This is a genomic window from Streptosporangium sp. CA-115845, from assembly GCF_050943795.1.
Lineage (GTDB): Bacteria > Actinomycetota > Actinomycetes > Streptosporangiales > Streptosporangiaceae > Streptosporangium.
In genome coordinates, this window is record NZ_CP191988.1 from 5,946,708 (window position 1) to 5,969,186 (window position 22,479).

Sequence of the window (22,479 nt, forward strand, 5' to 3'; positions counted from 1 at the left end):
GGGAAGCCGCCCGGCCGGGTCTGGAGTACGCCGGACGTTACGCCGACGTGAACCCCATTGGAAGAACTTTCTGCAAGAGTCTGCAAAGTCGTTACAAAGTACTCCAAAACCGGGAGGCAAGAGACCTCGGGCCGGAGACCGCGACGGAGGCGCCATCACCCTCCGGGTGGCAAAAAGTACTATTTGTACACTTTTATCCCCTCGCTGGCCTGCTACGGCCTCCTCCGGGTTTTCTCAAATTCAGAAAATTGCCGCAAGGGATTGCATAGAGCAATTCCAGTGAGTAACTTCCGGGCAACACCCTCGAAACAACTCCCGTGGAGGCCCCCCGTGGTCTGGCCACTCCCCCCACGGCGCGCGAGAAGCACCTTCCTGAGGGGCGCCGCGCTCGCGGCGGCCCTGATCGTCACCCCCCTCGCCGCCACCCCCCTCCCCGCCGCCGCCTCCGCCACCGGTACCTCCGGGTCCGCGGCCTCCGCCCCGGCCTCCGTCTCGGCCCCTGTCTCGGCCCCCGTCTCAAAACGCCCCGCCGAGCCCGTGGTCTCCGCGCTGAGCCGTACCGCCGAGCCCTCGGACCGGGACCTGGCCCGCGACGCGCTCCGCGCCGACCTGAGCCGCGAGCGCTTCTACTTCGCGATGACCGACAGGTTCGCCAACGGCGACACCGGCAACGACCGGGGCGGCCTGTCCGGCGACCGGCTCAGCACCGGTTTCGACCCGGCCCACAAGGGCTTCTACCAGGGCGGCGACCTCAAGGGGCTGCTCGGCAGGCTCGACTACATCAAGAACCTGGGCAGCACCGCGATCTGGATCACTCCGGCGTTCGTCAACCGCCCAGTGCAGGGCACCGGCGCGAACGTCTCGGCCGGCTACCACGGCTACTGGATCACCGACTTCACCAGGATCGACCCGCACCTGGGCAGCAACGCCCAGATGAAGGAGCTGGTGCGCGAGGCGCACCGGCGCGGGATGAAGGTCTTCTTCGACATCATCACCAACCACACGGCCGATGTGATCGACTACGCGGAGAAGACCTACTCCTATCGGCCCAAGGGTGCCTACCCCTACGTCGACACCGACGGCGTGCCGTTCGACGACCGGGCCTACGCGGGCAGGAACACCTTCCCCAAGGTGGACACCGGTTCGTTCCCGTACACCCCGGTCGCTCCCAAGAAGGCCAAGACCCCGTCCTGGCTGAACGACCCGACGATGTACCACAACCGGGGCGACTCCACCTTCAGCGGTGGTGAGAACGACCAGTACGGCGATTTCTTCGGCCTCGACGACCTGTGGACCGAGCGTCCCGAGGTCGTCAGGGGCATGACGGACGTCTACCAGACATGGGTGCGCGAGACCGGCCTCGACGGCTTCCGCGTCGACACCGCCAAGCACGTGAACATGGAGTTCTGGGAGAGGTTCTCCCCGGCCCTGCGCGGCTACGCGGCCCAGCACGGCAACAAGCGGTTCTTCATGTTCGGCGAGGTCTACTCCAGCGAGCCCGCCTTCACCAGCCGCTACTCCACCCGGGGCCAGATGAACGCCACCCTGGACTTCCCGTTCCAGGAGGCCGCCCGCTCCTTCAGCGGCGGCACGGCGGGCGCGGCGCGGCTGGCCCAGCTGTACGCCGGCGACGACCACCACACCGACGCCGACAGCAACGCCGCGTCGCTGCCGACCTTCCTCGGCAACCACGACATGGGCCGCATCGGCCGTTTCATCTCCCAGGACAACCCCGGCGCGCCCGACTCCGAGCTGCTCCGCAGGGACCTGCTCGCCCACGAGCTGATGTACCTCACCCGGGGCCAGCCGGTCGTCTACTACGGAGACGAGCAGGGCTTCACCGGCAAGGGCGGCGACCAGGACGCCCGCGCGTCCATGTTCGCCTCGAAGACCGAGAGCTACCTGAGCGACGACCTGATCGGCACCGACGCGACCCACGCTCGCGACAACTTCGTCCCCACCCACCCGCTGTACCGGGGCATCTCCGCCCTGGCCGCGCTACGCGACGCCCACCCGGCCCTGGCCGACGGCGCCCAGATCGAGCGGCTCGCCTCAGGCGGCGTCTACGCCTTCTCCAGGATCGACGCCGCGCGGCAGGTCGAGTACGTCGTGGCGGTCAACAACGCCGAACAGCCGGCGAACGCGAGCGTGCCCACCTTCTCCGCGGGCGCCGCCTTCACCCGGGTGTACGGGGAGGGCGCCGCCGCGCTCACCACCGGCTCGGACACGAAGCTCGCGCTCACCGTCCCCGCCCTGTCGGCGGTGGTCTACAAGGCGTCCGCGAAGCTCACCGCCCCGGCCGCGGCCCCGGCCGTCTCCATCGCCCTGCCGGGAGCCGAGATCAGGGGCACCGCCGAGGACAGCCGGATCCCGGTCACCGCGACCGTACCGGGAGGTGGCTTCGACCAGGTCACCTTCGCCGCCAAGGTCGGCGAGGACGCCTGGCGGGTGATCGGCACCGACGACGCGCCGAATGCCTCCCCCGCGGGCCGTACCTTCCGGGTCTTCCACGACCTGCGCGGCATCGCGGCGGGCACGAAGATCTCCTACAAGGCGGTGGTGAAGGACTCCGCGGGCCGCTTCGCCTCGGCGAGCGCGACCGCGACCGTCGGCGCCGAGCCGGCCCCCGAGGAGCCGGGCGCGGTCAGGCGCGACTGGCTGGTCGTGCACTACCAGCGCGAGAACTACGACGGCTGGGGCCTGCACGTCTGGGGCGACGTCGAGAACCCCACGGAATGGGCCGAGCCGCTCAAGCTCACCGGTGAGGACGCCTACGGCCGTTTCGCCTGGATCAAGCTCAAGCCCGGCGCGTCCAACGTCGGGATCATCGCCCACAGGGGTGACGAGAAGGACGGCGGCGACCGGGTCGTCAACCCCACCAGGAACGGTGAGGTCTGGCTCGCGGAGGGGAACGCGGAGACGCACCTGTCCCGCGCGGCCGCCCAGGGCCACACGACGATCCGCTACAGCCGGCCGGACAAGAACTACGACGGCTGGGGCCTGCACCTGTGGGGCGACGGGCTCGCCGACGGAGTGCCCACCGAGTGGGCCACCCCGCGCCCGCCGGACGGCACCGACTCCTACGGCGCGTTCTGGAAGGTCCCGCTGAAGAACGCCTCGACGCCGGTGAACTTCATCATCCACAAGGGCGACACCAAGGACCCGGGCCCCGACCAGTCGTTCACCCCGGCACTCCAGCCGGAGGCCGCCGTCGTCTCGGGCGTGGCGAAGGTCCACCCGACCCGGGCCGCGGCCGAGAACGTGGCGATCCTGCACTACCACCGTCCCGACGGGAAATATGAAGGCTGGGGACTGCACCTGTGGGGTGACGTGGCCCAGCCCACCGAGTGGGCCACCCCGCTCCAGCCCGCGGGCGAAGACGCCTTCGGCGTCCATTTCCGCGTCCCCCTGACCGAGGGGGCCAAGAACGTGAGCTACATCATCCACAAGGGTGACGAGAAGGATCTTCCCGACAATCAGTCGCTGGACCTCACCGCGACCGGCCACGAGGCCTGGCGGATCGCGGCCACCGAGGGTCACCTGCTGCCACAGCCGGCGGCCCGCGGCGCGGACGCCGACCTGTCGAAGTCCGCGGCGCACTGGATCGACCGCGGCACCGTGGTGTGGAAGGTCGAGCCGTCGTCCTCGCTCCGGCACTCCCTGGCCTTCTCCGAGAAGGGCGACATCACCTATGCCAAGGGCGAGCTGACCGGCGACATCCGGATCATCCGTCTGCTTCCCGGAGCGCTCACCGAGGCGCAGCGGGCGAAGTGGCCGCACCTGGCCGGGCACGCCGCGTTCACGATCGACCCGCGCGACGCCGACCTCGTCGGGAAGGCGCTGCGCGGCCAGGTCGTGGCCGTCGAGCGCGACGCCTCGGGCGCGCTGCTGGCCGCCACCGGCGTGCAGTTGCCCGGCGTACTCGACGACCTGCACGCCAAGGCGGCGACCGCCGGCCTCGGCCCCTCGTGGAGCGGTGGCACGCCCGGTCTGTCGGTCTGGGCGCCGACGGCGCGCAAGGTCGAGCTGGCGCTCTACCGCGACCCCTCCGGCGGGGCCCGTACCGTCCACGCCATGCGGCGTGACGACGGCACCGGCATCTGGTCGGTCCGCGGGCAGCAGGGCTGGAAGAACCGCTACTACACCTTCCTGGTCACGGTCTACGCGCCCGCCGAGGGCAGGATCGTCACCAACGAGGTGACCGACCCCTACAGCCTGTCGCTGGCCGCCGGCTCGGGCCGCAGCCAGCTCGTCGACCTGTCCGACCGCTCCCTGCGGCCCGACGGCTGGTCGTCACTGGCCAAGCCCAGGGCGGTGCCGCAGGAGAAGGCGTCGATCTACGAGCTGCACGTGCGGGACTTCTCCGCCTCCGACACCACGGTCCCGGCCGCCAGGCGCGGCACCTACTCGGCCTTCACCGGCGACTCGGCGGGGATGAAGGAGCTGCGCGGGCTGGCCAGGGACGGCCTGACCCACGTGCACCTGCTGCCCGTCTTCGACATCGCGACGGTCCCCGAGCGCAGGGCCGAGCGGACCGAGCCCGGCTGCGACCTGGCCTCGATGCCCCCCGACTCCGAGGAGCAGCAGGCCTGCGTCGCGCGCACCGCGGCAGGAGACTCCTTCAACTGGGGCTACGACCCGTTGCACTACACGGTGCCCGAGGGTTCCTACGCCGCCGACCCCGAGGGGTCCTCGCGGATCAGGGAGTTCCGGAGCATGGTCGGCGGGCTGAACGGGGCGGGGCTGCGGGTGGTGATGGACGTGGTCTACAACCACACCCACGCCGCCGGCCAGGACCCCACCTCGGTGCTCGACCGGATCGTGCCCGGCTACTACCACCGGTTGCTCGACGACGGCACCGTGGCCAGCTCCACCTGCTGCGCCAACACCGCGCCCGAGCACGCCATGATGGGCAGGCTCGTCGTCGACTCCGTCGTCACCTGGGCCCGCGAGTACAAGGTGGACGGCTTCAGGTTCGACCTGATGGGCCACCACCCCAAGACGAACATGCTCGCGGTCCGCGCCGCCCTGGACCGGCTGACCGTGGCCCGCGACGGCGTGGACGGGAAGTCGATCATCCTGTACGGGGAGGGCTGGAACTTCGGCGAGGTCGCCGACAACGCCCGCTTCGAGCAGGCCACCCAGGCCAACATGGCGGGCACCGGGATCGGCACCTTCAACGACCGGCTCCGTGACGCGGTCCGCGGCGGCAGCCCGTTCGACCCCGACCCGCGGGTCCAGGGCTTCGGCTCGGGACTGGCCGGGGCGCCCAACGCCTCGCCCGCCAACGGCGACGAGGCGCAGCAGCGGGCCCGGCTGCTCGGCTACCAGGACCTGATCAAGGTCGGGCTGGCCGGCAACCTCCGCGACTACACCTTCACCGCCTCGAACGGCAAGGAGGTCAAGGGCTCGCAGGTCGACTACAACGGCTCCCCCGCCGGATACACCGCCTCGCCGGGCGAGGTCGTCACCTACGTCGACGCCCACGACAACGAGACGCTGTTCGACGCGCTGGCCTACAAGCTGCCGCAGGCCACCACCATGGCCGACCGGGTGCGCATGCAGTCGCTCTCGCTGGCCACGGCCGTGCTCGGACAGGGCACCTCGTTCGTGCACGCCGGCAGCGAGCGGCTCCGATCCAAGTCGCTGGACCGCAACTCCTACGACTCCGGCGACTGGTTCAACCGGCTGCTCTGGGACTGCTCGGCGGGCAACGGCTTCGGCGCCGGGCTCCCCCCGAAGGCCGACAACGAGGACAAGTGGCAGTACGCCAGGCCGCTGCTCGCCGACCCGGCGCTGAAGCCGGACTGCGCGGCGATCGGCGCGGCCCGCGCCCGCTACGGCGAGCTGCTGAAGATCCGCTCGTCCTCCCCGGCCTTCGGTCTCGCCGGCCTGGCCGAGGTGCAGAAGCGCCTGACCTTCCCGACCAGCGGCACCTCGGAGACCCCGGGTGTCGTGACCATGCACCTGGACGCCTCGGGGATCGACCCGCGCTGGAAGTCGATCACCGTCGTCTTCAACGCGACCTCCGAGACGCGGCCGCAGAGCGTCGCCGCGCTGAAGGGCACCCAGGTGACGCTCCACCCCGTCCAGACGGCCGGCGACGACGCCGTCGTGAAGCAGTCGACGTTCGACCCCGCCACGGGCACGCTGACGGTCCCGGCACGCACGGTCGCCGTCTTCGTCCAGCCCTGACCCCCGCATACCCCGGAAAGACGGCCGGGCCAGGTGTTGCAGCACCCGGCCCGGCCAGGGAACCCGTCCATCGATCCTGGAGGCCCCCACTCATGAAACCCTACAGAGTCATCGTTGCCACGGCGTTAAGCGCGCTGGCAAGCGCCGCGGTCGTGGTGCCCGCCGTGCTGAGCGCCCCCGCCCAGGCGGCACCGCCCACCCCCGGCCCGATCGTCAAGCTGTGGAACTGGAACTGGAACTCCGTCGCCAGGGAGTGCACCGACGTCCTCGGCCCGGCCGGCTACTCCGCCGTGCAGGTCTCCCCGCCGAGTGACTCGATGTCCAAGGGCGGCTCGGTCTGGTGGGACATCTACCAGCCCGCCCGCTACACCCTCACCAGCAAGTTCGGTGACGAGAACGCGTTCAGGAACATGGTGAACGCCTGCCACGCGGCGGGCGTCAAGGTGCACGCCGACGCCGTCATCAACCACATGACCGGCCAGGGCAGCACCAGCTACGGCGGCTACGGCTTCGGCAAGTACGACTACCCGGGGCTCTACTCCTCCGCCGACTTCCACTCCCCCGTCTGCGGAATCAACAACTCCGACTACAACAACGACGGCTGGCGGGTGCAGAACTGCGAGCTGGTCGGCCTGTCCGACCTCAACACCGGCTCCGAGTACGTCCGCAACCAGATCGCCGGCTACCTCAACAAGCTGACCTCCCTGGGCGTGGACGGCTTCCGCATCGACGCCGCCAAGCACATCAACCCTGGCGACCTGGCCGCGATCAAGGGCAAGCTGACCAGCTCGCCCTACATCCACCAGGAGGTCATCCAGGGCGACAACGAGGCGATCACGCCGAGCCAGTACACCGGGATCGGCGACGTGCACGAGTTCGTGTACGGGCGCAAGCTCAAGGAGCAGTTCTCCGGGCAGATCAAGAACCTGCAGAGCTTCGGGCAGAGCTGGGGGCTGTCGGTGCCCAGCGACAAGGCCGTGGTCTTCATCGACAACCACGACACCGAGCGTAACGGCTCGACCATGAACTACAAGTACGGCGACGCCTACAAGCTGGCCAACGTCTTCATGCTCGCCTGGCCGTACGGCACGCAGCGCGTTTACTCCGGGTTCACCTGGGGCAACAGCGAGGGCGGCCCGCCGTCCGCAGGCGGCGGCTTCGTCACCGACGTCGACTGCGGCAACGGCCAGTGGACCTGCTTCCACCGCCAGATGAGCGGGATGGTCGGCTTCAACCGCGCCGTCGCCGGCACCTCGGTCGGCAACTGGTACGACAACGGCAACAACGTGATCGCCTTCAGCCGCGGCGACAGGGGCTGGGTCGCGATCAACAACGAGAGCGGCAGCGTCACCCGTACCTTCTCCACCGGCCTGCCCGCCGGAACCTACGCCAACGACGTGGGCGGCGGCACGGTGACCGTCGGCTCGAACGGCTCCGCCTCGGTGACCGTCCCCGGCAAGAGCGCGGTCGCCATCCACACCGGCGGCGTCAGGCCCACCGACCCGCCGCCCGGTGACGCGACCGTCTACTACTCCACCACCTGGGCGAACGCCAACATCCACTACCAGCCCACCGGCGGCGCCTGGACCACCGTCCCCGGCGTCCCCATGAACGAGACCGCCTGCGCCGGCTGGAAGAAGAAGACCGTCGACCTCGGCACCGCCACCGGGCTCAAGGCCGCCTTCAACAACGGCTCCGGCACCTGGGACAGCAACGGCGGCGCCGACTACACCATCGGCCGCGGGGTGAGCACGGTCAAGAACGGCGTGGTGACCGCCAACGCCACCTCCCCCTGCGGCCCCGAACCCAGCCCCACCCCGACGGTGAACCCCGGTAAGGTCGCCACCTCCTTCAACGCGAACGTGACGACCTCCTACGGCCAGAACGTCTTCGTGGTCGGCGACATCGCCGAGCTGGGCGGCTGGAACCCCGCCAACGCGGTGGCGCTCTCCTCGGCCGGCTACCCGGTCTGGAAGGTCACGGCCAACCTGCCGGCCAACACTGCGGTCTCCTACAAGTACATCAAGAAGAATTCCGACGGCTCGGTGACGTGGGAGAGCGACCCCAACCGGTCCTTCACCACCCCGGCGAGCGGCACCGCGACGCGCAACGACACCTGGCGCTGACCTCCGGGCCGTATCCGGCCCATCCGCCCCGGGCGTCCGCCGACGCCCGAGGTTCCCCTCTCCGCCTCGCACAGAGGAATCCCCATGCGTTCATCCCCCCAACGCGTGCTCAGGCTGCTCGTCGTCGCGATCTTCGGCCTGGCCTCCGCCCTCGTCCCGCTGTCCGCGGCACTGGCCGCCAACAGCGTCACCGTCTACTACTCCACCACCTGGACCGCCGCCAACATCCACCACCAGCCCACCGGCGGCGCCTGGACCACCGTCCCCGGCGTCCCCATGAACGAGACCGCCTGCGCCGGCTGGAAGAAGAAGACCGTCGACCTGGGCACCGCCACCGGGCTCAAGGCCGCCTTCAACAACGGCTCGGGCACCTGGGACAACAACGGCGGCGCCGACTACACCATCGGCACCGGGACCGTGAAGGTCTCCGGCGGCCAGGTGACGTCGGGCAACCCGTGCCCGGGAGGCGAACTACCGGACAACCAGGCCGTCGTCTACTTCCACAAGAAGACCAGGGGCTGGACGACCGCCAACATCCACTACCAGCCCACCGGCGGCGCCTGGACCACCGTCCCCGGCGTCCCCATGAACGAGACCGCCTGCACCGACTGGGCCAAGAAGACCGTCAACCTCGGCACCGCCACCGGGCTCAAGGCCGCCTTCAACAACGGCTCCGGCACCTGGGACAACAACGGCGGCGCCGACTACACCATCGGCACCGGCGTCAGCACCGTCAAGAACGGCGTGGTGACCGGCAACGCCGCCGACCCATGCGCCCCCGAGATTCCGGACACCGAGAAGCCCAGCACACCGGCCGGTGTGACAGCGACCGCGACCGGTGTCTCGATCGCGCTGGCCTGGAGCGCCGCCACCGACAACGTCGGGGTGACCGGCTACAAGGTCACCCGCACCGGCGGCACCGGGGGAACCAAGGTCGTCGACGTGACGGCCACCGCGCACTCCGACACCGGCCTGGCGGAGAACACCCTCTACCGCTACACCGTCCAGGCCAGGGACGCCGCCGGCAACCTCTCCGGGGCGAGCGAGGAGGCCACCGCCACCACCGGGAAGAAGCCAGAGGAGCCCGAGGGCGGCACCCCGCTCGGCGGCGACCCACGCGAGGACTCCATCTACTTCGTGATGACCGCCCGGTTCGCCGACGGCGACACCTCCAACAACCGGGGTGGCAGCCAGCACGTGAAGTCGGGCAACGCCGCGAACAACGACCCGATGTTCCGCGGTGACTTCAAGGGCCTGGTCGACAAGCTCGACTACATCAAGGGCCTCGGCTTCTCCGCCCTGTGGATCACCCCGGTCGTGCTCAACCGCTCCGACTACGACTTCCACGGCTACCACGGCTGGGACTTCTACCGGGTCGACCCCCGCCTGGAGTCCGAGGGCACGTCGTACCAGGATCTGATCAACGCCGCCCACGCCAAGGGCATCAAGATCTACCAGGACGTCGTCTACAACCACAGCTCCCGCTGGGGCGCCAAGGGCCTGTTCACCCCCACCGTGTGGGGCGCGCGCGACGATCAGTGGAAGTGGCTCTACAGCGAGAAGGCGGCGGGCCGGGAGTACGACCCGATGCAGGAGCATCAGGGGAACGCCCCGGACCTGACGGCCGCGCAGAACGCGATGGCCAAGGGCAGGCCGTACAACGGCGACCAGTGGTCCACCACCGAGCCGGCGGGCAACACCTGCCGCAACTGGGGCACTCCCACCCAGTGGAGCAGCCCCGAGGGGTACCGCATCTACAACTGCCAGTGGCCGAACCCGACCTCCGGCATGTTTTCGTCGAATTACTACCACCAGTGCTGGATCGGCAACTGGGAGGGCGAGGACTCCCGCAGCTGCTGGCTCCACGACGACCTGGCCGACTTCAACACGGAGAGCAAGGTCGTCCAGGACTACCTGATCGACGTCTACAACAGGTACATCGACATGGGCGTGGACGGTTTCCGCGTCGACACCGCCGTGCACATTCCCAGGGTCACCTGGAACCGCCGGTTCCTGCCCGCGATCCGTGAGCACGCGACCGCGAGGTTCGGGGCGGAGAAGGCCAAGGACTTCTACGTCTTCGGCGAGGTCGCCGCGTTCGTGCACGACAAGTGGAACCGCGGCTCGGTGAACCACTCCGCCCAGTTCTTCACCTGGAAGGAACGCAAGGAGTACAGCGCCGACGACGTCCGAGCGGCGATCGAGCAGTACGACTACGAGAACCTGATGGGCTCGGGCAACCAGCCCACCAGCACCAACGCCACGCTGAACGGCAACACCTACCACGCGCCCGACCACAGCAGGTTCTCCGGCATGAACGTCATCGACATGCGCATGCACATGAACTTCGGCGAGGCGTCCAACGCGTTCGGCAACGGCAAGGACTCCGACGACAGCTACAACGACGCCACCTACAACACCGTCTACGTCGACTCCCACGACTACGGCCCGAACAAGTCCTCGGTCCGCTACGACGGCGGCACCGACGCCTGGGCGGAGAACATGAGCCTGATGTGGACCTTCCGCGGCATTCCGACGCTCTACTACGGCTCGGAGATCGAGTTCCAGGCGGGCAAACCGATCGACTGCGGGCCGACCTGCCCGCTGGCCACGACGGGACGCGCCTATTTCGGTGACCACCTGGCGGGATCGGTCACCGCCTCGGGCTTCGGTACGGTGTCCAGTGCCTCGGGCACGGTGGCGCAGACCCTCGACAAGCCGCTGGTCAAGCACGTGCAGCGGCTCAACCAGATCCGCAGGGCCGTCCCGGCGCTGCAGAAGGGGCAGTACTCCACCGAGGGTGTCTCGGGCGGCATCGCCTACAAGCGCCGTTTCACGCAGGGGTCCGTGGACAGCTTCGTGCTGGTCTCGGTCTCCGGGAACGCCACCTTCACCGGCATCCCCAACGGCACCTACGTCGATGCCGTCACCGGTGACAGCAGGACCGTCACCGGCGGAACGCTCACCATCTCCCTGAGCGGCAAGGGCAATATGAGGGCCTACGTGCTCACGCTGCCCGGCAACCCCGCTCCCGGCAAGATCGGCGTCGCGGGACCGTACCTGAGGTAACCGCGCCCGACGGCACCGCCCGGATCGGCTCGGAGGCCGGATCCGGGCGGTGTCGTCGTGCCCTTCACCACGCGCGATGCCGCACTCCCCCGCCGGCGGGCGCGGGCCGTCAGGAGCCGATCAGCTTCGCGAAGCCCGGGTAGTCGACCACGATCCCGTCGTCGTCGAAGACGAGGTCGGCGTGCAGGCCCCCGCTCTCGCAGCGCACCAGGTTGGGCCCGAGGTGGGTGTAGCGCTGGGGATGGTGGCTCACGTGCAGGTGGGGCACCTGGACCGAGGCCGTGACGATGTCCACGTGCCCTTTGGACCTGTTGAGGCCGTGCCGCAGGACCGGCATGGTGTGCGTCAGCGGCGAGAGTTCCAGATCGCAGTCGAGCGCGTCGTTCAGAACGTTCATGTCCCCGCCGGGCAACGCCCCGTCCAGGCGCCCCTCCTCGTAGGTCTCACACGACCAGGCTCCGTGGACGGAGCGGCGCAGATCGAGGGACCGGGACCAGCCCGCGCCGTGAGCCCGTACCGTCAGCAGTTCGGTGATGTATCCGGGCAGCACGCGCACCGTGTACTCCAGCCGGTAGGGCACCGGATCCGTGCCGATCGCCACGCCGACCGCGATCATCTCCTCTGTGAGGTCGACCTCCGCGTATTCGGCTCCTTCGTCCTTCAGCCACACGAGCCCGCGCATCGCCGTCCCCCTCGCCCGCTCCTTCCCGGCCCATGAGTGAGATGACCCGGCGGCACGGGAATACCCCTGGCCGGTGAGCGTGAATCTCCGCACCATTCCAAGAACGTTAAACAGGACGTACCCCCTCGATTCTCCGGCGCGGAGGCTGGATACGGTATGCCGGGTGCAGGCGGTTATTGCGGCGTTCGTCCCGATATGGTGCATCGGTGCCCTCGGCTGGCTGGCCGCCCGTTCCGGATCGGCGAGCGTTCAGGTCCGGCAGGCGCTGACCAGGTTCGCGTTCACCATCGCGATGCCCTCGGTGCTGTTCACCACACTCAGCCGTACCCCGCTCAGCCAGATCCAGCCCGGTCCCCTGCTCGCCTTCGCGATCAGCACCTTCACCGTCGGCCTGCTGGCACTAGCGCTGTTCCGCGGCAAGCTGCCCGACCGGGTGACCGCCGCGATGGCGTCGTCCTACGTCAACGCCGGCAACCTCGGCATCCCCGTCGGCCTCTACGTCCTGCACGACGCGACGTTCGTGGTGTCGGTCCTGATGTTCCAGGTCCTGGTGGTCTCCCCGCTGCTCTTCCTCGGTCTCGGGGCCGGCGGCTCGTCCTTCCTCGCCCCGCTGCGGACGCCGATCGTGGCGGCCTCGATCCTCGGCCTGGGCGTGTCCGCCCTCGGCTGGCGGTTGCCCGACCTCGCGCTGCGCCCCCTGGAGATCCTCGGTGGCGCCGCGGTGCCCCTGGCGCTCTTCTCACTGGGCATGTCCCTGAGCGGCTCGGCCGTCGCCTGGCGCGGAATCGGACCGGTGGTGATGCTCAAACTACTGCTCCAGCCGCTGGTCGCTCTCCTGGCCGGCCGTTTCCTCCTCGATCTCGACGGTCCCGCGCTCTTCGCGGCGGTCCTGTTCGCGGGGCTTCCGACCGCCCAGAACACGTACGTGTACGCCGCCGAGCACGGCCGTCCCACCGAACTGCCCCGCGACGCCATCCTCGTCTCCAGCCTCCTGTCCCTGGTGACCCTGTCCGTCATCGCCCTGCTGGGAGCCGGGTGATCCGAGATCCGTCCATCGTCTGGGCGAACGTGGTGACGAAGTGCCGTCTCCTGAGAGCGCATGCGGGCGCTATGAGGCGTGAGTGGATGCCTGCCGAAGTGCTTTGATCACGGCCGTGATCGCAGGCCGTCGCGCGCTGCCGGAGCGAACGGCGACCACGATCCTCCGATCGGAGAGACCGATGATCGGGCGAGCGACGACGCCGGCCCTGGGCTCGACCGCGAGCTCGGGGAGGACCGCGACGGACAGGCCGGCGGCGACGTGGGAGAGCAGCACACCGTAGCTGGAGAAGCGACCGGCGACGATCGGCTCGAATCCGGCGAGCCGGCAGTGACGAGGCACGAGCTCACCCAGGTACGTGCCCGAGTGGTCCAGCGCCCACCGCTCCGCGGCGAGATCGGTGAGCGAGACGACATCGAACTCCCCCACCACATGAGCCGCGGGCGCGACAAGCAGGAGCGGGTCGGTCGCGAGCGGGATCACCGTGATGGTGGGGCTCAAGAGCGAGCCGTCGGCTTCGTCGACGGTGACCACGAGATCGCAGCGGCCCTGATGGAGCGCCGCCATGCTCTCGCGCGGCTCGATCTCGAGCAGCTCCAGCCTCAGCCGCGGGTGCGCGCGCGCCACAGCCGTCACCGCCTCGATCAGGATCGGGGCGATCGAGCTGGCGAACCCGCCCACGCGTAATTGTCCCGCGGGTTCGGTGGTGACCTCGGCCAGCTCCGCCTCGATGGCATCCATGTGGTCGCGCAGCTCGCGCGCCCGTTCCACGAGCGTCGCACCGGTCGGCGTGAGGGTGAGGGTTCGACCGACCCGTTCGAAGAGCTGCGCTCCCGTCTCGGCCTCCAGCACTGTGAACTGCTGCGACACCGTCGATGGGCTCAACATCAGTTCCGCCGCCACGGCGCGCACGGTTCCGACCCGCTCGAACACATCGAGAAGCCGAAGTCGCCACGGGTTCAGAGTCATGACACACAGCCTACTGTTCGATGTAACCGAACAGAATGATGGAAATACTGTGATGGACATGCACAGTCTGACGTCAGTACCGTCGAACCATGTCGTCCATCGCCTCCGAATCCCCACTCGTCTCCGATGCCGCGTTCTGGTCAGATGTTGACAAGCACGTCATCCGGTACGGCGCCTCGTTCGTTCCGGAGATAATCGCGCGCGCCGAGGGGAGTTTCGTCTACACCGAAAGCGGGCGGAAGATCCTCGACTTCACGTCGGGGCAGATGAGTTCCATCCTCGGCCACTCGCACCCGGAGATCGTGGCGACGGTGCAGCGCCAGGTCGCCGATCTCGACCACCTCTACAGCGGCATGCTCTCCAGGCCGGTCGTCGAGCTCTCACGACGCCTGGCCGAGACGCTGCCCGACCCTCTCACCAAGACCTTGCTCTTGAGCACGGGTGCGGAGTCGAACGAGGCGGCGATCCGGATGGCGAAGCTTGTCACCGGAAAGCATGAGATCGTGTCGTTCGCGCGGTCCTGGCATGGCATGACCCAGGCCGCAGCCGCGGCGACCTACAGCGCAGGACGCAAGGGATACGGTCCGACCGCCCCGGGCAACATCCCGATCCCGGTCCCCTACGAGTATCGGCCCGATTTCGTCGACGCAGAGGGGCGACTTGACTGGCGGCGTCAGCTCGACGTCGCCTTCGGGCTCGTGGACGCGCAGTCCACCGGAAACCTCGCCGCCTGTATCGTCGAACCGATCTTGAGTTCCGGGGGAGTCATCGAACCGCCGCTCGGCTACCTCGCGGCGCTCAAGCGCAAGTGCGTGGAGCGCGGGATGCTCCTCATCCTCGACGAGGCTCAGACCGGGCTGTGCCGTACCGGTACCTGGTACGCCTTTCAGCGCGACGGTGTCGTTCCCGACATCCTGACCCTGTCGAAGACGCTCGGCGCCGGCCTGCCACTCGCCGCGGTCATCACCTCGGCCGAGATCGAACAGGCCGCCGCCGAGCGGGGGTTCCTCTTCTTCACCACGCACGTCTCCGACCCCTTGGTCGCCGCCGTCGGCAACACCGTGCTCGACGTGCTCGAACGTGACGCGCTCGATGCGCGAGCGACCGAGTTGGGGGCGTTCCTGCGCGCCGGTCTGCTGTCCATCCAGAGCCGGCACGCCATCGTCGGCGACGTGCGTGGCCGCGGGCTCCTCCAGGGAATCGAACTCGCGCCCGGCGCCGGCACCGGCGCCGAGGAGAGCTCGGATGAGCTCGGAGCGGCCATCACCCGCCGCTGCCTCGAACTCGGCCTCCACATGAACATCGTGCAGTTGCCGGGAATCGGGGGAACGTTCCGGATCGCCCCCACTCTCACCAGCACCGAAGACGAGATCACCCTCGGCCTGGAGATGCTCGACCAGGCGATCGAAGACGTGATCGCACGAACGCGCCTCACTGCTTGACCAAGGGACAGGCTCTGGGTTCCCGGGCGCCCCTCCAGCTCATGCCGCCCGGGACCAGGGCGTTCTCCGTGTGGAGCTCGCCACGGTGGTGGCCGGTCAGCCCAGGCGCCAGATCCTGACCGTGTCGTCGCCGCCGCCGGTGACCGCGACGGGACGCCCGCCCAGCTCGGCCACCGCGGCGCCGAACACGTTGTGGTCGTGGCCCTTGAACGGCCGCCCGGCCGACGCTCCGGTGTCGAGGTCGTGGACCTGCGCGGTGCCGTCGTTGCTGCCGGAGACGACGACGGTGAGCGACCCCACCCTGCCGACGGCCAGTGAGTAGATCCAGCCGCTGTGGTCGCGGATGGGCGGGCGTGCCTCACCGGCGCCGGCGGCGTCGTCGATGTGGATGTCCTGCGCACCGCCGGCGGACAGCACCACCAGCCTGCCGTCCAGCTCGGCGGTGGTGACCACCGATACCTGAGCGCGCTGGGTGGCGATCGTCTCGCCGCGGCCCGAGCGGAGCGGCCAGCGGCGCACCGTTCCGTCCCCGCTCCCGGTGAACACGACGGGCTCGCCGTCCAGTTCGGCGGTCGCCAGGCCGAACAGCGCCCCGCTGGAGGCACGGCGGACCTTGCCGATCGCGGCGCCGGTTCTCAGGTTCCACAGCCGCAGGCCCCCGTCGCGGCCGCCGGTCACGACCACGGGCTCACCGTCGAGGGTGGCCACGGCCAGGGAGAAGACGGGCTCGGCGGCGGCGATGGGCTTGCCGACCGCCTTCCTCGCGGCGAGGTCCCAGCGACGTACGGTCCCGTCGTCACCGCCTGACACCGCGATCGTCCTGCCGTCCAGCTCGGCGACGGCGACGGAGCGCACCCAGTTGGTGTGCCCGGTGAGCGTGGCCAGCGGCCTGCGGGTGGCCAGGTCCCAGAGGCGAACGGTGCGGTCGTAGGCGGCGGAGACGATCACGGACCTGTCGCCCACCCTGGCGACCGCCACCGCCTGCAGGTCGTCGCGGTGGCCCCGGAGCGGGCCGCCCACCGGCGCGCTCTTCCAGTCTCCGGTGACCGAGGTGGGGGTGGCCGCGGGAGAGGGCTGCCCCGTGCTCTGCGGGGGCGACGACCCGTCCCCCGACGGGTACCCGTCGGGGGACGGGGAGACGTCCGAGACCGGCAACGGAGAAACCGATGGCGGGGAGCCGGTCAGTGCCACGGGGGTGGGGTCCGCATCCCCCTTCTCGCTTCCCGACAGCAGCGGCGGGAGCACGAAGGCTCCCGCGGAGACCGCGAGGGTGGTGGCGGCGACGACGGCGATCCACCACAGGCGCGACCGATCGGCCGCTACCGGCACGGTCACGGCCGGGGCGCCGCCTCCCGGGCCGCCCTGCCCGGCGGGCACGCCGGGCCCGGCCGGGACCGGCCCAGCGGGTGCGGGCACCCTTCCGTGACCGGCCGGCTCCCACTGCTGGGGCGCCGTGCTCCGGCCGGGTGGCGGCTGCTCGGCACGAGAAGGGCGCCACGGTGGCGGCTGGGGGGACGGCGGCAGGTCGTGGGCGGACGGTCGCCGGGACTCCGGCGACCGCTCGGCCTGCGACGGCTGCCGGGGCGGCGCGGCGGCGGTGCCCGTCGACGGCTGGCGGATCAGCCTGAACAGCGCCTCGGATGCCACGGGACGGTCGGCGGGTGACTTGGCCAGGCAGTCGCGCAGCAGCGGCCGCAGCCCTTCGGGCACCCCGGACAGGTCGGGCTCGACACTGAGGACGCGGTGCAGCACGGCCGGGATGGTGTCCTGGCCGAACGCGGGACTTCCGGTCGCGGCGAACACCATCGTCACGGCCCAGCTGAACACGTCCGAGGGGGCGGCGGCGGGCTCGCCGCGAATCTGCTCGGGCGACATGTAGGCCGGGGTTCCGATCGCGCCGCTGGTGTGGGCGGTCGCGTCGAGCGTCTTGGAGATGCCGAAGTCGATGACCCGCGGGCCGTCGAAGCCGAGGAGCACGTTGGCCGGTTTGAAATCGCGGTGCACGATGCCCGCCTGGTGGATGGCGACGAGCGCGGTGACGGTGCTGATCGCGATGCGCTGCAGGGCGGCGCCGTCGCGCGGCCCCTCGCTCTCGACCGCCTGCTGCAACGACTGCCCGTCGACGAACTCGCTCACCACGTAGAGGCGGTCGCCGCTCTCCCCCGCGTCGAGCACCCGGGCGGTGCAGAACTCGGCGATCTGCCGGGCGACGGCGATCTCCCGCTGGAAGCGCGTCCTCGCGACCTGGTCGGCGGCGAACTTCGGGTGCAGCACCTTGACCGCGACGCTCCCACCGGCCGGGTCGCGTCCGAGGTAGACCGTTCCCTGCCCGCCCTCACCGAGCCTGGCCTCGATCGCGTACGGCCCGAAGGCCGTGGGATCGCCGGATCTGAGCTCCGTACCGGCCATCGTGCTCCTCCCCCGCCACGAGCCCGCCCGAGTGGTCCGGCGGCCAACGCCCTGCCGCACGCGCCGGGTTCCGGGCAGCCGAGTCCCGGAAAAGAGCATGCCAGCATCGGCAAATTAGACCAAATGCCTACTGAATATCAGTCGAGGATGTTGGCGTGCAGGGCGCGCAGCACCGCGTTGGTGCGGTCGCGCGCCCCGAGTTTGAGCAGCATGGTCGAGACGTGGTTCTTCACCGTGCCTTCGGCCAGGAACAGGGCCTGGGCGATCTCACGGTTGCTGTAACCCTCCGCGACGAGCCGCAACACCTCCACCTCTCGTTCGGTGAGCTGCTGAATCGCGGGCAGGTCGTCGTCATCCGCCGGCCGGCGGCGGTGCACCGCGCGCAGTAGCCGATCGGTGATCGACGGCGAGATCAGCGTCCCTCCGTCGGCCAGGACCCGGATGGCCCGGGTCAGCCGTTCGAGCGTCACGTCCTTCAGCAGGTAGCCGCATGCCCCCGCCCGCATCGCGTCCAGCACCAGGGTGTCGTTGTCGAACGTGGTCAGCACGAGCACCGGTGGCGCGTCGGCCGCGCGCTCCTGCAACGCCTTGAGCGTCCAGATGCCGTCGTGGCGAGGCATGCGCAGGTCGAGCAGGACGACGTCGGGGGCGTGCTCCTCGATCGCCGCCAGCGCGGACATGCCGTCGTCGGACTCCCCCACCACCTCGATGTCGTCGGTCAGGTCGAGCAGGCTGCGGATGCCCTGCCGCACCAGGGTCTGGTCGTCGACCACGATCACCCGGATCATCGCGCGGGCACCCTGGCGGTGACGCGGAAACCGTCGCTGCCGTCGAGCCGCACGTCGCCGCCGATCGCGTCGATCCGCTCGCTCAGGCCGCGCAGCCCGTTGCCGGGCCGCAGCTGAGGGCTGCCACGCCCGTCGTCGACGGAGGTGAGTCTCACGGCTTGGTCCGCTGTGTTCTCGATCCGGATGCGCAGCGAGGTCGCGTTCGCGTGCCGGATGGTGTTGGTGACGATCTCCTGGACGACGCGGATGAGCGTCATGGTCACCTCCTCGGTGGGGCGTACGTCGTCGTCGATCCACACGCCGATGTCGAGGCCGGGAATGTCGCGTACCACGGCGCTCAGGGACTCGCGCAGATCGGGCGCGTCGGCGCGCAGCTGCCCGACGGTCGTGCGCACGTCGCGGAGCAGGTCCCGCGCCACCCGGTCGGCGCGCTCGATGTGCACGCGCGCGCCGGAGCCGTCGTGGTGCCGGGCGACCTCCAGTTCCAGGGTGAGCGCCGTGAGCTGGTGCCCCATGAGGTCGTGCAGCTCCCGGGCGATGCGCAGGCGTTCGTGGGCGCGTGCGGTGTCGGCCAGGATGACGCTCGCCGCCCGCAGCTCCAGATGTGCCTTGACCAGCTCGCGGCGCATCCGCTGCTCCCGGATGATCGCCAGCGAGCTGAGCAGCGTCGCGGTCTGGATCAGCAGGTACAGCAGCGCGCTGAGGCTGATCTCGGTGAAGGTGGCGCCGGTGAGGCTCACGGCCACCGCGATGACGACGGTGTTGAGCGCGACCACCAGCGGGCCCGCCCACAGTGGCGCGATGTACGCGCTCAAGACCGCGGTGAAGACCAGCAGGATCGGCAACCACCCTGAGCCGGGCGCCGTCAGGACCGTCAGCCACCCCAGCACGACGGCCACGCCGTAGCAGACCCGCGCCCCCCGGACTGCGGCGGTCAGCGACGTGGCCAGCAGCGCCACAAACAGCACGTCCCACACCAGCTGGGGCATCCGTGTCGGGGCCGCGCCGAGCAGCGTCGGGGCGCCCACCGCGAGGCACACCAGCAGTACCGCCAGCCCTGCCCACGTGTCCGGCTCGATTCGCCGCATATCATCACTGTACTGGCGCTCGCATCCGCGCTGGGGTGCCGAAAGTCATGGGTGCCGATGCTGACCATCGGCACAGGCGCCAGGGGCTCGCCCTCCCTAACCTCGACGACATGCATGCGACAACGTCATCTCCCGCCGTCGAAGCGGACCGCCTGCACAAGCGCTACCGCTCCAAGGTCGCCGTCGAGGAGGTCAGCCTTTCGGTCGCCGTCGGCGAGATCTTCGGCATCCTGGGACGCAACGGAGCCGGCAAGACGACCACCGTCGAGCTGATCGCCGGGCTCAGGCGGCCCGACCGCGGCACCGTCCGCGTGCTCGGCCTGGACGTCCGGCGCGACCGGGCCCGGCTGCGCCAGGTCCTCGGAGTCCAGCTGCAGGAGGCCACCCTGCACTCCGCGCTCACGGTCACCGAGCTGGTCCGCCTGTACGGGAGCTTCTACCGCGACCCGCTGCCGACCGGCGACCTGATCGAGTCGGTCGGCCTGACCGCCTCCCGCCGCACCCGCTTCGAGAACCTCTCCGGCGGCCAGCAGCAACGGCTGTCGATCGCGCTCGCCCTCGTCGGGCGGCCCCGGGTGGTGATCCTCGACGAGCTCACCACCGGTCTCGACCCCGAGGCACGCCGCCAGATGTGGGCGACCCTGGAGCGGCTGCGCGAGTCCGGCGTGACCGTCCTGCTCGTCAGCCATGCCATGGAGGAGGTCGAACGGTTGTGCGACCGGGTCGCGCTGCTCGACGCGGGACGGGTCGTCGCCCTCGACTCGCCCTCCGGGCTCGTTCGAAGGGCCGGGTTCGCTCAACGGGTCACCTTCCGCACGGCCGCCCCCGTGCCGGACGGGCTGCTCGAAGGACTCGACGAGGTCGAGCGGGTACGCGCCGACGGCGACCGTGTCGTCGTCGAAGGCCGCGGCGACCTGCTCCAGGCCGTCAGTGTCGCGCTCGTACGCGCCGGCGTAGTGGCGACCGAGACACGCAGCGAACAGGCCGGCCTGGACGACGCCTTCGTCGCCCTGACCGGACACCGGCTCGACACCGAGGAGACGATCCGTTGACCGACATCACCGTCCACCGCCCCGGCCCGCGCGCCTGGGCCGGACTGCTGATCTGCGAGCTCAAGATGGTCGCCCGCGACACCGCCGGGCTGATCGTGCCGATCGGCCTGCCCATGCTCATCCTGGTGACGAACGCCTCGTCCGCCGGCCGGGAGACGATCGCGCACGGCCGCACGGCGTTCGACGTCTACGTGCTGCCGCTGGTGTTCACGATGGTCGTGGCCACGACCGGCATCGTCAACATGCCGAGCTTCCTGGCCTATTACCGTCGCAGCGGCATCCTGCGACGCCTCGGGGTGACGCCCGCCTCGCCCGCGTTGGTCCTCGTCGCCCAGGCGGCCGCCGGCGTGCTGCAGATCGCCGTCGGCATCGCGGCCGCCTGGATCCTGGCCATCCTGGCGTTCGGCGCCAAACCCCCGGTGCGCGTCGGCGCGGCGCTCGGTGTGCTGGCGCTGACGGTGGCCGCCATGTACGCCGTGGGCCTGATCGTCGCCGCACTGTCGCCCACCCCGAACTCCTCCGTGGCGATCGGCCTGAGCGTCTTCTTCGCCCTGGGCGCCACCGGCGGCATGTTCGGCGGGCGTGACAGCCTCCCGGAGGTGATCACGACGATCGGGCAGTGGCTGCCGTTCGGCGCCGGGAGCCAGGCCCTGTCGGCCGCCTGGATCGGTGCGCCCATCGAGGCGTCCAACCTGATCGGCCTGGCCGCCAGCCTCGTGTTCGGCAGCGTCGTCGCGGCCGTGTTCTTCCGCTGGGACTAACCGGCCGTGCGCCCGCCCCGGGCGGCCGGGGCGGGCGCACCGCCCGCCGTTTCGCCCGGGGGCGGCCGGTCCGCACCGGGACATCATCCGAAAATCCCGCTCAGAGCGTTGGCGCGTTGGCGTCCTGGCTCACCACCGCGAGCACCCCGTCGATCTCGGAGAGCGCGGTGGTCAGCTCGGTCACCAGGCCGGAGCCGTGCACGGTGAGCCAGAGCGAGACGCTCTCCGGGACGTGCCGCTCGCCGCGCTGGTCGACGGAGAGCTCGTCCACGACGAATCCCCGGTGCGTGCACTCGGCCAGCACCAGCCGGAGCACGCCCCGCCCGCCGAGATAGGTCAGATGGAGCCGCGAGGGTGCGTACCTGGACCGGGGAAGCCGGTCGGCCAGTGGGGTGAGCACGAACACCGTCGCGAAGTGTCCCACGGTCACGACTACCGCCAGCAACCACAGTCCCGCTCCCGCCGCCATGCCCACCGCCGCGGTGAGCCAGATCGCCGCGGCGGTGGTGAGACCCCGGACCGCGTCACCGCGGACGAATATCAGGCCGGCGCCGATGAAGCCGATGCCGGAGACGATCTGGGCGGCCACCCGGGACGGATCGAGGGAGACGTGCTCTCCCAGCACATCGGCGAAGCCGTGTTTCGACACCAGCATGATCAGAGCGGCGGCGAAGCCGACCAGGGTGTGGGTGCGCAGTCCCGCGCTCTTCTGGCGGATCTCCCGTTCCAGGCCGATCGCGGCCGAGAGCACGAATGCCAGGGCCAGCTCGCCGATCTGCGTCCAGCCCTGTCCCGCCAGGTCACCGAGAGGTGCCAACGCCGCCACCTCCAGGTCGAGCCCCGGCCCTGTCCACCGGGA

General features: G+C 70.1%; 13 protein-coding genes. 7 read left to right on the forward strand and 6 right to left on the reverse strand.

The genetic code is table 11. From position 1 onward, the window contains the following. Positions 1–330: 330 nt before the first annotated feature. The 3 genes from pulA to ACQP0P_RS29080 all read left to right on the forward strand — a co-directional run bounded on the left by pulA (position 331) and on the right by ACQP0P_RS29080 (position 11,390). A complete protein-coding gene (gene pulA, locus ACQP0P_RS29070) occupies positions 331–6,195 on the forward strand; it encodes a pullulanase-type alpha-1,6-glucosidase (protein WP_433360246.1) in 5,865 nt (1,954 codons plus the stop codon). Positions 6,196–6,287: 92 nt separating this feature from the next. After that, positions 6,288–8,321: a carbohydrate-binding module family 20 domain-containing protein gene (locus ACQP0P_RS29075; protein WP_433360249.1), complete on the forward strand. Its 2,034-nt coding sequence runs from the start codon at positions 6,288–6,290 to the stop codon at positions 8,319–8,321. 84 nt (positions 8,322–8,405) lie between these two features. After that, the gene (locus ACQP0P_RS29080) at positions 8,406–11,390 is read left to right on the forward strand and encodes a carbohydrate binding domain-containing protein (RefSeq protein WP_433360252.1); all 2,985 of its coding nucleotides are present in this window, start codon (positions 8,406–8,408) and stop codon (positions 11,388–11,390) included. Positions 11,391–11,499: 109 nt separating this feature from the next. Here the strand turns inward: ACQP0P_RS29080 and ACQP0P_RS29085 are convergent, their stop codons facing one another. Next, positions 11,500–12,072 carry a putative glycolipid-binding domain-containing protein gene (locus tag ACQP0P_RS29085; RefSeq protein ID WP_433360255.1) on the reverse strand — a complete coding sequence of 191 codons (573 nt, stop codon included), beginning with the start codon at positions 12,070–12,072 and terminating at the stop codon, positions 11,500–11,502. Between the two features lie 163 nt (positions 12,073–12,235). On the opposite strand from ACQP0P_RS29085, the gene ACQP0P_RS29090 reads away from it, so the two are divergent. After that, a complete protein-coding gene (locus ACQP0P_RS29090) occupies positions 12,236–13,111 on the forward strand; it encodes an AEC family transporter (protein WP_433360258.1) in 876 nt (291 codons plus the stop codon). Between the two features lie 69 nt (positions 13,112–13,180). Here the strand turns inward: ACQP0P_RS29090 and ACQP0P_RS29095 are convergent, their stop codons facing one another. After that, positions 13,181–14,014 carry a LysR substrate-binding domain-containing protein gene (locus ACQP0P_RS29095; RefSeq protein WP_433360261.1) on the reverse strand — a complete coding sequence of 278 codons (834 nt, stop codon included), beginning with the start codon at positions 14,012–14,014 and terminating at the stop codon, positions 13,181–13,183. Between the two features lie 155 nt (positions 14,015–14,169). On the opposite strand from ACQP0P_RS29095, the gene ACQP0P_RS29100 reads away from it, so the two are divergent. Then, positions 14,170–15,522: an aspartate aminotransferase family protein gene (locus ACQP0P_RS29100; protein ID WP_433360264.1), complete on the forward strand. Its 1,353-nt coding sequence runs from the start codon at positions 14,170–14,172 to the stop codon at positions 15,520–15,522. A gap of 96 nt (positions 15,523–15,618) precedes the next feature. Here ACQP0P_RS29100 and ACQP0P_RS29105 read toward each other — a convergent pair whose 3' ends face one another. The 3 genes from ACQP0P_RS29105 to ACQP0P_RS29115 all read right to left on the reverse strand — a co-directional run bounded on the left by ACQP0P_RS29105 (position 15,619) and on the right by ACQP0P_RS29115 (position 19,807). After that, positions 15,619–17,931, reverse strand: coding sequence for a WD40 repeat domain-containing serine/threonine protein kinase (locus ACQP0P_RS29105; RefSeq protein WP_433360266.1), 2,313 nt, complete (start codon positions 17,929–17,931; stop codon positions 15,619–15,621). A gap of 137 nt (positions 17,932–18,068) precedes the next feature. Continuing rightward, entirely contained in the window at positions 18,069–18,719 is a 651-nt protein-coding gene (locus ACQP0P_RS29110) for a response regulator (RefSeq protein WP_433360269.1), read from the reverse strand. Continuing rightward, entirely contained in the window at positions 18,716–19,807 is a 1,092-nt protein-coding gene (locus ACQP0P_RS29115; protein ID WP_433360271.1) for a histidine kinase, read from the reverse strand. The genes ACQP0P_RS29110 and ACQP0P_RS29115 overlap by 4 nt, the downstream gene beginning before the upstream one ends. A gap of 110 nt (positions 19,808–19,917) precedes the next feature. Here ACQP0P_RS29115 and ACQP0P_RS29120 point away from each other — a divergent pair, with 110 nt between their 5' ends. After that, positions 19,918–20,859 carry an ABC transporter ATP-binding protein gene (locus tag ACQP0P_RS29120; protein ID WP_433360274.1) on the forward strand — a complete coding sequence of 314 codons (942 nt, stop codon included), beginning with the start codon at positions 19,918–19,920 and terminating at the stop codon, positions 20,857–20,859. Beyond that, positions 20,856–21,620 (forward strand): ABC transporter permease, encoded by a 765-nt coding sequence (locus ACQP0P_RS29125; RefSeq protein ID WP_433360277.1) that lies wholly within the window; start codon positions 20,856–20,858, stop codon positions 21,618–21,620. Before ACQP0P_RS29120 ends, ACQP0P_RS29125 begins: the two co-directional genes overlap by 4 nt. A gap of 100 nt (positions 21,621–21,720) precedes the next feature. Here ACQP0P_RS29125 and ACQP0P_RS29130 read toward each other — a convergent pair whose 3' ends face one another. Continuing rightward, a complete protein-coding gene (locus ACQP0P_RS29130; protein WP_433360280.1) occupies positions 21,721–22,446 on the reverse strand; it encodes an MgtC/SapB family protein in 726 nt (241 codons plus the stop codon). Between the last annotated feature and the right edge of the window lie 33 nt (positions 22,447–22,479).